We start from the raw sequence: 17,077 nt of genomic DNA, 5'->3' as shown, positions 1-17,077 counted from the left end.
TACATGTATATCTAATTACTTTGTTTTATTTGGGTCCGGAACAGCATTTCTGATACAGTAACAAATTCATATCCTTCTTCCTCTAGTTCTGTGAGTATTTGGTCTAATGCTTGAACGGTTTGCGTTCGATTTCCACCTGAATCATGAAAAAGAATGATGTTCCCTGGTTTTACACCTGAAATAACCCTTTTCGTGATCCTGTTAACCCCTGGATTTTTCCAGTCCTTCGTGTCTTGATGCCAAGACCATAGCACAACATGGTATCCATTTTCTGCTGCAGTGTTAATAATAACGTCATTGTAACTCCCACCAACTGGACGAAAAAGAGTTGGGCTAAATCCAGTTATTTCCTTAAGAGTGTCGGTGGTTATATCAATTTCATTTTCGAGTTTTTGGGAATCACGTACAATATTTGAATGATTAAAGGTATGGTTTGCAATTTCATGCCCCTCCAATACTTCTCGACGAATGATTTCGGGGTGTTTAATTGCATGTTTTCCAACAACGAAAAAAGTGGCTTTTGCTTTATGCTTTGCTAAAACGTCTAAAATTTGTGGTGTGTAAACTGGACTTGGCCCATCGTCAAATGTGATAGCTACCATTTTCTCATCCGTCTTCACTTCCCACGTAGCTTTACCTGTTTTTTCAAAGTCAAAGCGATCTGTTGCCTGTGCAGGAATATGATTTAAAAATAGGAAAAGAACAATCATTACTATACATCTTCCCAAAAAAGTTCCCCCTTCTATCATGAAGCTTTATTGGGTAGTTTATGGATTTTTTTAATTATTATTAGGCTTGTGAATGGAATTTGTTTGCGACAAAAAAAAAGACGAGATTGTCTCCTCGCCTTTTGAAATGCATGTTTTTTTCTATTTTAGTAAAAACTTTTCTATATAATATTTTGTTACGGACAAATATTCACGGCCGTATGCTTTTACCAAAGTAATTTTTGGGGTTTTTGCCGGTAGTCCCTTGACCTTCAAATTAGCGTCTTCGGCAATTTGGACTGACCGGTAAAGATGATAATCATTTGTCACTACAATCCCTAGCTTCGCATCCTCAGGTATAAATTCTTTTGAGAATTTAATATTTTCATATGTACTCGTTGAACGGTCTTCAAGATAGATTCTTGATTCAGATATCCCTTTCTCCACAAGCTTTCTTCTCATCGCTTCCGCTTCTGTAATATCCTCACCTGGCCCCATACCACCTGAGGCAATTAAGAGCGTGTGCTTATTCTCCTTCGCATATTCAGCAGCCGCATCAATTCGGTATTGTAACGCAAGTGATGGAATTTCACCATTCACCTTGGCACCAAGAATGATCAAATAATCGGCATTTTTAGGAGGTGCTGCATCCACATACTGTGATATCTTATAATGAATGCGTCCGAAATATACAACCACAATAATGAGTAAAATTCCTATTAAAAGTAGCATCATTTTCCTCTTTTTCAAATTAGTAACAACCCCTTTAAGGTTATTCTATCATTATAGCAAAAAGGGAATTGAAGGACTCTAGTTATAGCAGAAGGAATTTCAAAGAGTAACAATTTTCCACTTATGTATCGTATTTGAGTATAAAAGTGATATAAGCATTCGTATATAAAAATTGCGTATGCTCTTATATCGATTGGCAGTGAAAACCATGCGTAATATCCAAAAAAAGGTAGAAACCATTTAAAAATTGACATAAATTGTAAAAATTATCCATTTGTGTATCGTTTTTAAGAAAAAAATCAATAAAAGCATACGTAAATAAGAAATGCGTATGCTTTTATCTAGATTGGCAGAGAAAACCATTCGTAATATCCAAAAAAAGGTAGAAACCATTTAAAAATTGAAATAAATTGTAAAAATCATCCATTTGTGTATTGTTTTTATGGAAAAAAACGATAAAAGCATACGTGAAAAAGATTTGCGTATGCTTTTATATTGAATCCTGGAATACAATCATTCGCAAAATCTATATCTGGAGTTCCTCAGCTTCAATTTAGTTTAGCCAATTTTGATTTTCCAGATCTTCGTAATAAGGAAGAATACTATCCAGTTCGATATCAGCCTGGTCTAAAACGTCCTGTGAATTCATCTTTGAGACAAATCCAAGCTCACGGGTTGCATTAAGCGTCGACCAAGGTTTGTCCTTGTTATCGGATACCCCATAATAGGTCCCAAACTTCACCGTTGATTGGATGGCTAAATCAAATAACTGGATGACATCCTTGTGGCTAAGTAAGGTTTTGTTTATCCGTGGATTTGTTTGTAAATCCTCCACTTCATCACGTCTAACACTGCCAATTCGCAGATTAATGACAGATAGATTGTTTTCCTCCTCATATGCCATAATATGCCCGATATTTTCTGATGCCAATTTGAGAGTGCCATATAATGATCTCGAGTAGGGGTAATCATCAACAGTAATCTCACGGCCAAATGCTGAAACCCCATCCTTCTCAAAAAAATCAGTTACATGGTTGCTGCTTGCATAGACGACCTTACCTATCCCAAGCTCGATTGCCGCCCTTAAAATATAAAAGGATGCAAGGAAATGAATTTCGGTCTTTTTGCGAAATTGTGTAACATCTTTAAAATCGTTTTTAGTTTTGACATTCAACAGGTTAACAAGTGCATCACAGTCAGCAGGAATTTTGCGAATCAGTTCTTCAAAATTCGTTGCATCTACCTCGATGTGATTTGGGTGATTATCTACCTTTTTATCGAGAATTGTGATGTCGTACTTGTCACTAAGCCCAGCTTCAAGAATCGAACCGATTAAGCCAGTCCCACCGATGATGGCAATTTTCTTTTTCATTGTATTGCTCCCCTTTAGACTTGTCTTACTTGTTAAAGTTTGTTTTTTTAGGAAAAAACATACATCCGAAAAAGATGTTTAAATGGTCATTATTTTATTGGGTGTGACAAAATAAAGCTGTTTGTCTGCCACTTGTTCTCCTGTGATTCTTTCCCAAATTTGCTGGTATAGGTCGATTTGGTTTCGATAGTATTTTGTTAATTCCGGGAGCATCTCAACATCCTTTGGTCGGTCTGTTTTATAATCAACAATCTTCCATGAACTGTTTAGCTTGTACACAAGATCAATAATTCCATTTACAAAAACAATCTCAGCCTTGTCTCCTTTTTTAACATACTCATACAAAGGATCTTTCGCGTCGATTTGTATAGTGAAAGGAACTTCTGTTAGAACTTGATCGGCAATTTGAAGCTCTGCCCAAATTGTCGATTGTTTAAAACGTTCCACAGCTTGTGCGACTTCTTCCATTCGTCCTAAAGAGATTTCATGTTTTTTTAACGCCGATACAACAACGGTTTCCGCTTCTTGACCACCTTCGACGACCATCTCAAAGACCTCGTGAATCGCAGTTCCCCATGCCAATCCCCCGCCCTCCTCACGTTCAATTCCAAGCGTGAAGATATCTTGCTTTTCCTCGGAAGGGCTAAATGTCGCATAGGAGGGTTGTTTTCGGTCCTCGATCCAGTCCAATAATCCTTGTGCTTCAGATCTGTATTCATCTTGATTTATGTTATTTCCCTTTGTTTCTTTTTCATCCGTTATCACTTCTGGGATATCGATATCCTCGAGCCCAGGTAGGCCATCTAATAGCAGACTCCACGGATTTTTCGTATTTTTAGACTCAAATGTACTAATGATCATGGCTTTCTCAGCCCTAGTAGCAGCGACATACAGAACGCGGATTTCTTCAGCTAGTAAGTACGCTTCCTCCTCGTCTAGGTGTTCCTCCCAAAACAGGGGTTGTGCAACAGGCTTCGTCGTTTGACCATGCTTTCTTCCGAACATAAAATATCCCGTTGCGCCTTGGTCTTCACGTTTGATATGGGACCATATTTTATTGCGAATTTCAGGCTTTTTACCCGGATGCGCTAAGAAAACAATCGAAGCCTCCAAGCCTTTTGCTTTATGAACATTCATGATTCGTACCGCATTTTCGTCTTCCTCAAGACTGATAACATTTGTTTTTTCCTCAATTTGCGTTTTTACAAATTGAACAGCTTGTTTAAAAGTTAATGCCTCGTCTTCCTCTTTTACCCTCAGTGCTTCAAGGATTTGGATGAGATTTGTCATTTCCCTCTTACCATAGGTTTTTACGGCGAATAATGGGTATAAACCGATATCCTCCACTATTTTCACAATTGCGACAAGCGGTGAGTAGGTGATTTTCCATTTGGCATATAGCTGTAGCTTTGTGAGTGCAAGATGAAAATGCTGTTTCGTTACTCCATTCAAATTGTCCGGAGTTTCCGCATATAACGAAAACGCTCCTCCAGCCTGCCTCCATTGGAATAATTCCTCGTCACTGATACCAAACCAGACACTTCGAAGTGCGGCAACAAAGGCGATTTGATCAGTCGTATCAACAAGTGCATCCAGAAGAAGTAGAAGGTCCATGAACTCGGGAATTGTTCCGATTTCCATTTCCCCGCTGACACTCACAGGAATTCCTGCTCCCTCCAAAACGCGCGCGTAAACATCAATGCCTTCTTTCTGACGAGTTAAGATCATGAATTCACCTGGCTCATGACCATCATTGATTAATTTTTGGATATATCCCGTTATACACCGTGCATCTTCATCAAGCGTCATCGTTTTGTTTTTTGCAAAATCATCCGATAAAACAAGTCTCTTAATCCCCGCTAAATCAGAGCTACCTGCTTCTTTATAGGAATGTAATGGACGGTAGGCGGCCTGATGGACTGTTTCTTTTTCGGGTAGATGCTCTTGAAAAACGCCATTTAGTAAGCTTGTTACAGTATCAACCGTTCTGAAATTCATGATTAACTGGAGAACTTCACCATCATGAGCTTCAATCAGTTCCTTCACTAGATTGTAAATATCAATATCGGCACGTCGGAAACGGTAGATTGCTTGCTTTGGGTCTCCCACAACAAAAAGGGAGCCTGGACGTGGTTTACACTTTGTCCAATTTCTTTCCGAAACATCGTCTCCTGTTAAATAAAACATTATTTCCGCTTGAATCGGATCCGTATCCTGAAACTCGTCCACAAGCAACATTTTGTATTTCTGCTGAAAATACGTGCGCACTTCTGAATTGTCCTTCAAAAGGGCTGCTGTTTTCATCAATAAATCTTGAAAATTCATCAATGAACGTTCTTGTTTTATTTTTTCATATTCTTTTAGCGCTTCTTTAAATAAGTCAATGACAAATGGATGACAATATTCACTCCACCTAATCAGCAATGGCTTGATTTGCGTCCCGAAAAAATCGCTAATTCGAGCTTCATACTCCTTAGCATCTTCTTTTGAAGTCCATCGGTTCTGCGTAGCCTTAACGTTTTTATCAAACATTCGAAAAATGGCAATCATCAGAGAGTCCGTTTTGCTATTGAATCTTACTTGTCGCAGTGATTCTTCAATGGCCTCCTGGAGTTTGTCAGGTCCCTTTGGAAGATCTTTTGGTATGCAACGACTTGCTTCTTTTAAAAGTGAAATGAAACGACGAAACACATCATCAAGATATGGTTTCTCAGCTTCATCACTTGCCCACAGAACATCTGGATAGTTTTTCATAGTACGGAAGCGATCTGACAAATCTTGTTCCTCAATCGCAAGTGCCTTCATCATTTTCGCTTTCTGTGGGTTATCTTGTTCCAGCTTATTTCTGTAAACAAGCCATGCAGCCTCAGCCATTTTTTCATCTTCCGAATCTTCAAGTTCCTTAAAATGAACATCCAGACCCGCTTCAACTGGCCTTTCTCGTAGTAATCGAGCACAAAAGGAATGAACTGTGCCGATAAAGGATTGATCAATATTTTGCAATGCTTCCTCCAGCAAAAATTTTACGTCCGGGTCTGATTCTTCTTTACACTTTTTTTCGAGAACGGTTAAGAATCGTGTTTTAAGCTCGTCTGCTGCCTTTTTTGTAAATGTGATTGCGACAATCTCATTTATTTTCGCCGTTCCTGTATATATAAGATTGACCATTCGCTCAACTAGGCTCGTCGTTTTCCCCGAACCCGCTCCAGCTTCTACGAGAAAGTTTTGATTCAATACAGTCGTAATCTTATCTCGAGCCTCTTGATCGACAATTGCCTTAGTCATAGGCGCGCACCCCCTTAAAACTTGTTAATCCTTTAGCCGTTTCGTCTTGTTGTTTTTGTTTCAATGTTTCTTTGTCATATGTGGAACGTCTGCATATTTGTTTAAACTCACAGAATTTGCATTCATTCTCATCATCAGTCATCGTGAAATGTCCATGTTCCACAATCGAAAGAAGCTTGTCTAAAATGTCCCTTCCATTTGTACGGGTCGTTTCTTCCTGCTCTCGTTCAAAGCGTTCCCCTGCTCCCTTTCGCGTTGGGAATAAATAAGAGCTCTTTTTAACTGCTCCATCATCCATTCCTAAATGGGCTTCAATGGCAAGTGTGTAGAGTAGATGTTGGAGCTGTCTTCCACCTTTAAAAAACTCTTGTGTCTTATAGCCCCAACTACTTCCCGTTTTATAATCAATAATATGGTAAGAACCGTCAGGTAACTGATCGACTCTATCAATGATTCCCCTAACATGAACTTTTCCTGACGGAAGCTCAATCACTGCTGGTGCATCTTCACCAAAGGAATATTCAAAATACAAAGGTTCCCCTAACTCATTATTTTCTTCTTCAATTCTCAAAAAGGTTTCACATGACTCGATGATTTCCTCTGTTTCTAGTCTTTCCGTTCGTGCATTTGGTGGTGGAACGAGTGATTTTATGACTTCCAACCCATCCTTTGCTATTTTAGATAGCAGGTGGATATGTTTGTCGAATGAAGGTCTTTCCTTACGAGCCTTGATTTCTTTATAAAATTTTTCAAAAATTTCGTGTAGCAAGCTACCCCTCGTTTTTGCATCCAACCATCGGGTCGGGTCATAGGAAATATCCTCATTTACCTTTATTCGCAATACATTTTCTAAAAAATAGGCATATGGGCATTTCGCAATTTTTTCAAGCTTTCCAGCAGAAATCGTAATCTCTTGGTTTTTACGAGGATCAAACCCTGTTGTATCACTTTCGATTTTTCCTTCATACACGGTAAAAGCAGGATCCTGCCTCATTGTTTCAGCATGTAGCCCTCTTTCAATATTTGAAAATCCTGATAAAACCGATTCCGTGAACGGATTGTTTTGCGCGTTTGAAATGTGGTAAGTCCACCAATCTTCCCTATCTACTATGTGCTTTCTATCCACACTTGGAACATTCTTTTGTAGTGTTGTAAAATCTGCCAAAAAATCGCCTGATTGAATGCGGTAGCATTGTAGAAACAAATAGGCAGGTGATATAACTCGGTTTTCATTAATGTTAAACCTGCAGTAGCTTACGGTAATCTCATGGTTCGCAGCTGAGGCTAATAGCTGTGACATGATATAAAGATTGCGTTTCGACTTGTCCTTTTCTAACGGAAGGAATCTGCCCAATTTCTCACGTTCCATGTCAAGCAACAATGGGTCCTCCGCTGAACTCCCTGGAAAGCGTTGATTGTCCATTCCAACAATAAATACATTCTCTCGATTCACATAGATACCATTTTTATAGGACGAAATATGTAAATAGCCAGGCTTTGGTCGGGACTGGCCAATTTGAATAGATAGAAAATCATCCTCAAATTTTTGATGAACTTCAAATATGGCTTCATTTGCATATGGCAACAGGTCTTCGAATCGTTCTAGTAATGTCTCTTTCGCTAGTTGGTCAAATGCGGAAGAAACTTTACAATGGTTTTGCAGAAAATATTTAATCGTTTTTAGCAGATCACGATAGACAATGGTTCCGTCGGGTAGGTTTGTAGGTGTTTGTTTGAACACAGACGAAAACCATTTTAAAAGCCATTGATAATGCTGGATTCGATCCTCAGAAGCGTTTTGTTGATTAATTTTGGCATGGATTTGTGAAAGATAACGCTCTTTCCCCCAACCAATATGAGCATCCCGCAGCAAGTTTGCGATTCTAGCTTTTGACGGCGCGTCTTCTCCTATATCCAGTAAATTTTCCTGAAGAAGGTCCAAGAAAACTCGCACACTATAAAATTCTTTCATCCAAGCGAGAATGCCTGCCACGAACTTACCAGGACGCGTAAAACCAATCGGAATCCCCTCACCGTATGTCACAGGCAGTTGCATTCGTTCCGCTAAATGATACATTGCGGTAATATATTTCGAGCTTGCTGTGTAAAAGATTACCGCCTCATCAAACCGATTTCCTTTTTCCTTCATGCGAAATAGTACTTCCTTTAGCTCCATATCCTCCGTTTTTGCTGAAAAAAGAGAAAGTGTCGGAACCGTTGTTTGGCAATGTTCTACATCAAAAAGGAAGCTTAACGGTGTTTCTCCACCGAAAACAACCTTTGAAAAAGAAGAGCCTTCAGGTATCTCCATCCCGCGTACTGCTTCCATCGGTAAATGGAAGTAATTTGCTGGAAGGATACTTTTTAAAAATTCTACTTGTAGGTAAGATAACCTAAGGTTGCTTTGAAAAATGAAGACTTGGTTTCTAGAGTAATATTTTCCTAGAGCACTCCTAAAAAGCTCAGCTTCATCAATCATTTTATTTTTATGGAGAAGCTCTTCATAAGACGCTAAAATGCCTATCATATCTTCGCCTTTTTCAGTTGAAACAAAATCTTCCCTCGAAAGTGAGCTACTTGTGTAGCCAGCCTGACGCAATAGTTTTACTGTTTGGTACATCCTTTGACTTAAGGTCGGCGTGATTTCAACCTCATGAAAATAGCGAAAGTCCATCTTTAGCTCCGACAGTAGGGAATACATAAAATGAGTTCCAAGCGTATCACTGATGAGTTGTTTTTCTTCGGTAGGGTGAGCATCAAGTGCAAGATCCTTAACAGTTTTGATTTTGATATTCACGGCATGATGATTATTTTGAGTAAATTGTCTTAGTATTTGTTCGCCGATCATATATGAATCCACAAGTAAGATTTTTTCCGTTAAAAAGTGCTCTTTGCATATCGTTTCGAGGTGTTTAATGAGAACTTCCAAGGTTTTCACTCTCCAATTTCGTGACTAGCCGTATCATTTTGTTTCTATCGGCATTATTTTTATTCGGACGATTTTTGCCAAAATAAAAGGACGTCCAAATCTACATTCAGACATCCTTGTTGTTTTAACCTAGTATTTGTTTTATCGTTTTAATAGTATTCCCATTTATTGGTTCGCTAAACTTCCCATTTATTCGAACCGCAGACCCGAAATGGTATTCGGTTGCATGAACTTTTTCATGCAGTTCTACAATATTGTTATGTGATAAGCCAGATCCTGGCATAACGACCGGTGATGGCTTTTCGTTAGCTAACGCAAGCATTGTCTTGAGATTTTCTACACCTTCTAACGCCTTTGGCGCTCCTCCAGAGGTTAATACCGTTTGGATAGAATCGCTGTATTTTTGAAGGGTTTTATAAGCTTCAATAATATCCTTTGCTTCATCAATTGCACGGTGGAAAGTAATCTTCATTCCATCCGCTTCCGCAATCACTTTTTCAAGAAACGCTTCATCTATTTCTCCGCTTTCCGTTAAAGAACCGAATACAATTCCAGTTGCACCAAGGTCTTTACACACATGAATATCTTCTAAAATAACCCGCTTATTATCCTCAGAGTATACAAACGAGTACCCATGTGGACGAATCATAACATGAACCGGAATGGAGACCGCTTGGACAACATCCTTTATAATTCCATATGAAGGTGTTAAACCTCCTTCTGTCATTGCCGTTACTAATTCTAAACGATTTGCACCATGTTCTTCGGCCATTCTTGCATCTACTGCATCTTGTACAATAATTTCAAGTAACATATTTATTTCCTACCTTTTATGTAATTTGGTACCGCGGGACGGTGGGTAACCATGGGGACGGTTCTTGTGGTCCCTAAATGGAACCAAGAGAACCGTCCCTCTGGTCACTTTATTTTAAACATCCTGTACATATAATACCCCATTGTCCCAAAAAGAGACACAAATAGCCCAATCATGTACCACATGCCTAGACCTTCTTTTCCTTGGGCGACGTTAATCATTTCCAATGCACCGATCGCTAGGAAAAACGTAAGAAGAAAATTCATCACAATCAGCATTTTTCGAGAGGCTCTATATATGCCTTCTGCGTTTTCGGGTGTCACCTCAACGGGGTAATTATGAACATGCGGAAACTTACTTAAGATAAACATTGTTTTGAATAAAAAGGTTGCGACAATTGGGAGGATGAGAACACTCCCTTTTCCGCCCCAGCTATCAGGCTCGCCGGCAATATTAAAGTGCGTAGGTACTCGATCCGGGATTTCACCCCAACTTACGATGATATATACATAAATACCCACTAAAAATAAAATAGATATCGTTTCTAGTATTCTTTCAGATAGTGTTTTTGGGAGTTTTAGCATTGGTTTATTGGACATAAAAAACCCCACTCCTTCCTCATACTTTTTTATACGAGGAAGGAGCGGTAAGGGTTTCACTTTATGACAATAATTTCAACAATTTATCCAAGGTTGTTTTTTCATAGTCTTTAACCGCTGTTAAGTATGGTAAAGTTATCTCTTCAGTTTGGTTTTCCCAGCTAAGAACAAGTGGAATTGACCCTACTATCGTGCCATCCTCTTTAATGATTGAGTTAAGATATTCCAACAACTGTGGGCGATCAATAATAGCTTCACCTATCCCTTCATCGTTAAGCTCAATGACCCCTGACATTTTAGTATCGCGAATTTGAAAAGTAACCTCTTCAGGACACGGTACGTCGCTAGCAATATACTTAATTTTAAGGATGTCTGGTGGTGTGTCCTCGATTTCACTATAACTAACATATTGTAATTGAGCAGTCCATGTATTTATTGCTTCTGGTGTCCCAACTGGTTTAAATACAACCATTCCATACCATTTCAATTCTTCCTTATTACACCCTGTAAGTATGATCATGATGAGAACGAACGGTATTAATTTTGACAGTTTCATATCCCATCCCCCTGTTTGAATCGTGGGGCGATTTTGTCAGAGAACCACCCCTCTTCTATTAATCATTTATTTTTTTCCGAATTGCATTCTTATTCCCGCTAATTTTGTCAGAATGAAGTAGGCAATGATACTGAATCCAAGTCCTCCTAAATGATATGACAGAAGGTTTGGGGGTTCGTCATATCTTTGTGACCCAAATACAATTCCGCCAAATAAGTAGAAACAAATGAACACTCCCGCTTTTAGGTAAGGCAACAGCTTCTCATATGCCAGGATTTTACCGTTATTTTCACTTTTAATACTTGTTGCTAAACGTCTTATCAAGAGTAACGAGAGAATCGTTACAATAATCGGGATAAGAATGACATCAATCGAATCTAAAAAGGTAGCCTGTTTCCATACATATATTTCATTAATACCTCGTTCAAAATTCAATAATAGTAGTGGAAATGAAAGATTCTCGGCATAGGAATCAAAATGTTGGATTCCATAATTTTCTTTTATAAAGTAATGGCCCGTGATTGCATGATAATGATTCATAATACCTTCCATAATCAAGTTATATAAACCATATGGTAAATAAAGAAAAATCATACTAAAAGCAAATTGTGAGATAAAACTTGCTCCAATTAAGCCCATAAGAAGACTAAATGTAAATACGCCAATTAAAGTAAAGAGAGCAAGTACATAATAGTACCCGAGTGCAGATAAAGGAAGATATTCATTCATTAACGAATTTCCAAGAAGAATCATTGATATTAGTACACTCATAGTTAATGCTCCGATTAAATGTACAACTCCATATATCCATTTTGAGAAAAAGATTTCAGTTCTTGTATAGGGTAATGCTAATGTAAAATCCAAGCTCTGATTTGTTCGCTCTAACCCAATTAATGCTGTTGCTAAAAGAATAAGGGCTAATGTTTGAAATAATCCCACTTCTAAGAAGTTGCCAAAATAAAAGGTATAAGGCTCTGTATTGCCCCACTCCTCCCAGTGTAAAATCGAATTCTCTTCAATGTTTAAAAAGTTATTTAATTTGTATGGCAAGTAAAGACACACCAGCCAAAGTCCCCACACAAAAAACTTTGTCTGCTTATAATTCCTGAGCCAAAGTGCTTTATTAAACAATATCATCGCCTCCTAATGCCGACACAAATATGTCTTCAAGTGACATTGGCAATTCCTCTAAAAGCAACGGATGTTTCTCTTTTAATCGTGATACTGTTTCTTCTGTTTTTCCTCTAATTAAAAAGGTGCACACACGCCCAATTTGACTAAGGATTTCGATGTTTGGAAGTTGCTCAATGTCTTCAGGGATGCCATTTTCCTTAAAGACAACCTGTACTTTTTTGTACTCTAGCTTAGCATCCTCCATCGTGATGATGGATTCGATTTCCCCATCCTTTAACATAATGATGGTGTCCGCGATTTTCTCTAACTCTTCTAAATGATGGCTAGAAATAAAAAGTGAAATCCTCGATTCCGAGACTTCCTCTAGTAGGAACTGAAGAATCTTTCTTTTTACAATCGCGTCTAGCCCATTTGTTGGCTCATCTAGTAAAATCAGTTTCGCTCTTGTTGAAATAGATAAAATGATAAATAATAATGCTTTCATCCCACGTGAGAAGGTTCGAATTTTTCGTTTTTCTGGAAGGTCGAAACGCTGCAGTAACTGATAGAAATACTCTTTATCAAAGTTCACGTATATCGCTTCATATAATGTCACTAGCTCTTTGATACTGTATCCATTAAAAATCGAATTCGAATCAGGAACAAAGACCATTTCCCCTTTTACTTCTGGGTGTGTAACAATATTTTTTCCTTGAAATACGACCTCACCTTGTTCTACATCTAATATGCCAACAAGGCTTCGGAGTAATGTTGTTTTTCCAACTCCATTACGCCCAACTAATCCGACAATCGATCCTTCGCTGATTGAAAAAGAGATATTATTTATCACTTTTTCTCCTTCAATGCTTTTTGACAGATTATTAACCTTTAGCATTGCTGTCCTTCCCCCCTAACTCATCGACATACTTCTCAATCCACTCAACAAATGTGTCTTTATTTATCCCAAGATATGAAGCTTCTACGAGTAAAAGCTTTAATGACTGTTTAATTTCCTCCACTTTTTCATCATCCACCTTCATTGGAAGCTGTTCAGAAACAAATGTACCCTTTCCTCTTCTTGTTTCAATGATTCCCTGTCGCTCAAGCTCCTGATAAGCTTTGCTAACGGTGTTTGGGTTTACAAGGAGATTTGAGGAAAGCTCGCGAACACTAAATAATTTATCATTCGGTTGTAGGACTCCTTTTAAAATGAGTTCCTTGACTTGGTGTACAATTTGTTCCCAAATTGGTGTATTACTTCGTTCATCCAAATGAAAATACAAGCAAAACACCCCTTTCAGTTGATCTATGCCACTTGTGTTTTAGGTGTATTATATCATGTAGTACACTTAATACATTAAATAACATCTACTATCCTGTCAATACACATTCGCCTAATTTTGAAAAAAATGTATTTCGTGGTTGATATTGTATCTGTTACACTAAAAAAGAAATACCCACACTCGTGTTAGGTTAATAGCACTTCACAAAGGAGAATACATATGAGTACGTTCGAACAAATGCTAGAAAAATATGCTGACTTAGCTGTTCGCGTTGGTGTTAATGTACAGAAAGGACAAAACCTACTTATTAATGCACCTATCTCAGCTGTCGAATATGTTAGAAAAGTTGTAAAAAAAGCTTATGAGGCTGGCGCAAGAAATGTATATGTGGAGTGGAATGATGATGAAATTACACGCACCCGCTTCGATCTTGCACCAGATGAAGCATTCCTGGATTACCCAATGTGGAAGGCAAAAGGAATGGAAGAACTCGCAGAAAACGGAGCTGCCTTTTTGTCCATTATTTCATCAAATCCAGATTTACTGAAAGGCGTCAATCCTGAGCGCATCGCCAATGCAAATAAAACGGCTGGGCAAGCACTGGAAAAATACCGCAATTATTCACAAGCAGATAAAGTAAGCTGGTCCGTAATTGCTGTGCCATCAGAAAGCTGGGCGGAAAAAGTATTCCCAAATCTTTCATCTGAAGAACAAGTTGAAAAGTTATGGGAAGCGATTTTCCAAGCAACTCGTGTCGACACAGAAAATCCTGTACAAGCATGGAAGGATCACAATGCAACTTTGCATGCAAAGGTTGAATACTTAAACAAGAAAAAATATAAAAAATTGTATTATACAGCACCTGGAACTGACTTGACGGTAGAACTTCCTGAGGGTCACGTTTGGATTGGCGGTGGTGGTGAAAACGAACAGAATATTCATTTCGTAGCCAATATGCCAACTGAAGAGGTCTTCACCGTTCCCGCAAAAGAAGGTGTAAATGGTTATATAAGCAGCACGAAGCCACTCAATTACGGGGGAAGCTTAATTGATCACTTTACGTTAACGTTTGAAAATGGACGAATCGTGGATGTAAAGGCTGAAACAGGTGAAGATACACTCAAACGCCTTGTGGAAACAGACGAAGGCAGTCACTATTTAGGTGAGGTTGCATTAGTTCCACATAGTTCACCTATTTCACAATCAAAAATTCTTTTTTACAATACTCTTTTTGATGAAAATGCATCCAATCACTTTGCAATCGGAAACGCTTATGCTTTCTGTATTGAAGGTGGGAAAACAATGTCGCGTGAAGAGCTTGTGAAAAAAGGGGCAAACTCAAGTATCACACATGTTGACTTTATGGTTGGCTCAGGTGAAATGGACATTGACGGCATCTCGGCTGATGGCACCATCGAACCCGTTTTCCGTAATGGGAACTGGGCATTCTAATATCGTACCTGGCGACAAATGGCACCACTGGAGAGTATGTTTCTCTCCCAGTGGTGCCTTTTTCTTTCTTAATCTCCCCCATTGTGCATTTCCTTAGCTCAAAAAATTATTTATTGAGACTATTGAAATTCAGTTGTTTATATGTAAATATAGATGACAAGACACTTGTATTTTCACTCGAGTCCCTTATACTTTTTTATAACCATAAATTACTCTACCTAAGTTTGTGAAATTATTATCAAACTTATTTATCCTAGGAGGCAAACTATGAATCTATTAAAATTGCGTAAAATGTTACAGGAGTTTTTACTTGAAGATATAGGTGAAATGGATGTAACAAGTCAATCAATATTCCCTATTGAACAAACAAGCCAAGGCGTGTTTATTGCTAAAGAAGATGGTATTATTTCTGGATTAGCCATTATTAAAGAAACCTATCACCTGTTAGATTCAACCATTGGAGTCGAACTTCGATTTTCTGACGGAGATCGTGTATCTTCTGGCGATACAATCGCAACAGTAAGTGGACCGACTTCCCACCTACTCACTGGTGAAAGAGTGATACTGAACCTTATCCAACGTATGAGCGGAATTGCAACTGTTACAAACAAATGTGTTGAGGCTTTAAACGATCCTTCCATTCGGATTTGTGATACTAGAAAAACCATCCCAGGACTAAGGATGCTTGATAAATATGCTGTTTTAACGGGTGGTGGCAAAAATCACCGTTTTGGGCTCTATGATGGAGTCATGATCAAGGATAACCATATCGCCTATTGCGGTTCGATTACAAAAGCTGTTGAAGCTGTACGTGAAAAAATTGGCCATATGGTAAAGATTGAAGTGGAAACTGAAAGCAAAGAAGAAGTTTTGGAAGCTGTAGAAGCTGGAGCAGATGTGATCATGTTTGATAATTGTAGCCCTGAAGAAGTGAATGACTTCACAAAGTTAGTACCAAAGGGAATCATCACCGAAGCCTCTGGCGGAATAACTTTAGATAATTTAGCCACCTATTCCGGTACCGGTATCCAGTATATATCATTAGGATTTTTAACCCACTCAGTAAAAGCCCTTGATATTAGCTTGCAAGTAAAAGAAGGTAACAAGAAATCTTCTTTCAATGAATGATGATATGCTACCCGAGTACATCTGACTTGTTAAAAGTACGGGTGGAACTCGGGTAGCCTAACCTTTGGGGGTAAATGTGAATGTCTAAAAAAAATTGGATTTATTCTTTCTTACTTTTAATTAGCAGTATTCTTCTAGCAGGTTGCTTGAATAAAGTTGGTGCGGTGTCTGTCGCTGATACAGGCGATATTCGAACGACTATTATTGGCGGACGGACAGGAGGCGCATGGTCTGTTTTTACAGAAGGTATCGCCGAGTCGATTCGTCGTGAAAATAAAGGTTCACTTATTACGGTTGAGCCTGGCGGAATTGTTGAGAATCCGGCTAGTGTTGGAACCAACACGGTCCCTTATGGAATCTCTTATGCCATGACAGCTTATGCAGCATTCAGTGGGACAGAACCTTATAAAGAAGCCTATCCAGATATACGGGCAATTAGTGTGGTGATTCCTGCTAACTATTATCAATTAATCGCACGAGCTGACGTAGAGTTCGATTCATTAGCCGAGGTGATGGAAAAGAAAGCACCGATGCGGCTAGCAGTTGACCAAAGAGGTTCTGCGGGTGAAATCATTACACGGTCCATTTTACAAGAATACGATGTAACCTATAAAGACATTGCATCTTGGGGTGGTTCTGTTGATCATTTAAGCGGTTCAAAGACGTTTGAATTGATGGGAGATAATCGGATTGATACCACCGGAGATGCAGTATCCGTTCCATCCAGTGACATTTTAGAAGCGGCCATCACAAATGACATGAAATTTATTTCAATGGACCAAGAAATACTTCAAGATGTGGCAGATAAGCTAGGAATGGAGCTAGGTACAATTGCGGCAGGGAGTTATGATTTTTTAAACAAAGATATACACACCCTATATACTCCTGCTATTTTAATTGTTCATAAGGATGTTCCTGAAGAAGAAGTGTATCGCGTTACAAAGGCTATCTATGAAAATGTTGAATATTTAGGCACGGTCCATAAAGAATTTAAGAAGCTATCAGACGAAAACTTTAGCAAAGTTGGGAAGGTCACTCTTCATCCAGGTGCAAAGAAATTTTTCAAAGAAAAAGGACTAATCCATTAAATTTAGAAGGGAGTTCCCA

General features: G+C 38.6%; 14 protein-coding genes. 3 read left to right on the top strand and 11 right to left on the bottom strand.

Going from position 1 to position 17,077, the window contains the following annotated elements; genetic code table 11:
* Positions 1–11: 11 nt before the first annotated feature.
* From CKK03_RS21705 to CKK03_RS21655, 11 genes are all read right to left on the bottom strand, one after another.
* The gene (locus CKK03_RS21705; RefSeq protein ID WP_425432894.1) at positions 12–710 is read right to left on the bottom strand and encodes a polysaccharide deacetylase family protein; all 699 of its coding nucleotides are present in this window, start codon (positions 708–710) and stop codon (positions 12–14) included.
* 159 nt (positions 711–869) lie between these two features.
* Positions 870–1,442, bottom strand: coding sequence for a YdcF family protein (locus tag CKK03_RS21700; protein WP_425432893.1), 573 nt, complete (start codon positions 1,440–1,442; stop codon positions 870–872).
* A 550-nt stretch (positions 1,443–1,992) separates the two neighbouring features.
* On the bottom strand, positions 1,993–2,811 hold the full coding sequence (locus CKK03_RS21695) for an NAD-dependent epimerase/dehydratase family protein (protein WP_099364585.1): 819 nt from the start codon (positions 2,809–2,811) through the stop codon (positions 1,993–1,995).
* Between the two features lie 78 nt (positions 2,812–2,889).
* Positions 2,890–6,096 (bottom strand): UvrD-helicase domain-containing protein, encoded by a 3,207-nt coding sequence (locus CKK03_RS21690; RefSeq protein WP_099364584.1) that lies wholly within the window; start codon positions 6,094–6,096, stop codon positions 2,890–2,892.
* Positions 6,089–9,025: a PD-(D/E)XK nuclease family protein gene (locus CKK03_RS21685; protein ID WP_099364583.1), complete on the bottom strand. Its 2,937-nt coding sequence runs from the start codon at positions 9,023–9,025 to the stop codon at positions 6,089–6,091. The genes CKK03_RS21690 and CKK03_RS21685 overlap by 8 nt, the downstream gene beginning before the upstream one ends.
* A 124-nt stretch (positions 9,026–9,149) precedes the next feature.
* A complete protein-coding gene (locus CKK03_RS21680; protein WP_099364582.1) occupies positions 9,150–9,839 on the bottom strand; it encodes a copper homeostasis protein CutC in 690 nt (229 codons plus the stop codon).
* A gap of 104 nt (positions 9,840–9,943) precedes the next feature.
* Positions 9,944–10,438: a DUF1648 domain-containing protein gene (locus CKK03_RS21675; protein WP_099364581.1), complete on the bottom strand. Its 495-nt coding sequence runs from the start codon at positions 10,436–10,438 to the stop codon at positions 9,944–9,946.
* Between the two features lie 61 nt (positions 10,439–10,499).
* Positions 10,500–10,994, bottom strand: coding sequence for a hypothetical protein (locus CKK03_RS21670; protein ID WP_099364580.1), 495 nt, complete (start codon positions 10,992–10,994; stop codon positions 10,500–10,502).
* Between the two features lie 66 nt (positions 10,995–11,060).
* Positions 11,061–12,125 carry an ABC transporter permease gene (locus tag CKK03_RS21665; RefSeq protein ID WP_099364579.1) on the bottom strand — a complete coding sequence of 355 codons (1,065 nt, stop codon included), beginning with the start codon at positions 12,123–12,125 and terminating at the stop codon, positions 11,061–11,063.
* Positions 12,118–13,002, bottom strand: coding sequence for an ABC transporter ATP-binding protein (locus CKK03_RS21660; protein ID WP_099364578.1), 885 nt, complete (start codon positions 13,000–13,002; stop codon positions 12,118–12,120). Before CKK03_RS21660 ends, CKK03_RS21665 begins: the two co-directional genes overlap by 8 nt.
* The gene (locus CKK03_RS21655; protein WP_099364577.1) at positions 12,989–13,390 is read right to left on the bottom strand and encodes a GntR family transcriptional regulator; all 402 of its coding nucleotides are present in this window, start codon (positions 13,388–13,390) and stop codon (positions 12,989–12,991) included. Before CKK03_RS21655 ends, CKK03_RS21660 begins: the two co-directional genes overlap by 14 nt.
* 219 nt (positions 13,391–13,609) lie before the next feature.
* On the opposite strand from CKK03_RS21655, the gene CKK03_RS21650 reads away from it, so the two are divergent.
* The 3 genes from CKK03_RS21650 to CKK03_RS21640 all read left to right on the top strand — a co-directional run bounded on the left by CKK03_RS21650 (position 13,610) and on the right by CKK03_RS21640 (position 17,058).
* The gene (locus CKK03_RS21650) at positions 13,610–14,842 is read left to right on the top strand and encodes an aminopeptidase (RefSeq protein WP_099364576.1); all 1,233 of its coding nucleotides are present in this window, start codon (positions 13,610–13,612) and stop codon (positions 14,840–14,842) included.
* A 267-nt stretch (positions 14,843–15,109) separates the two neighbouring features.
* Complete coding sequence (gene nadC, locus CKK03_RS21645; protein ID WP_099364575.1) at positions 15,110–15,970, top strand: carboxylating nicotinate-nucleotide diphosphorylase; 861 nt, start codon at positions 15,110–15,112, stop codon at positions 15,968–15,970.
* Between the two features lie 80 nt (positions 15,971–16,050).
* Complete coding sequence (locus CKK03_RS21640) at positions 16,051–17,058, top strand: TAXI family TRAP transporter solute-binding subunit (protein ID WP_099364574.1); 1,008 nt, start codon at positions 16,051–16,053, stop codon at positions 17,056–17,058.
* Positions 17,059–17,077: the final 19 nt, after the last annotated feature.

Source organism: Fredinandcohnia onubensis (assembly GCF_002734215.1).
GTDB lineage: Bacteria > Bacillota > Bacilli > Bacillales > Bacillaceae_L > Ferdinandcohnia > Ferdinandcohnia onubensis.
Note: the sequence above shows the minus strand (reverse complement) of the source record. Positions and strands in the feature narration are given on the sequence as shown.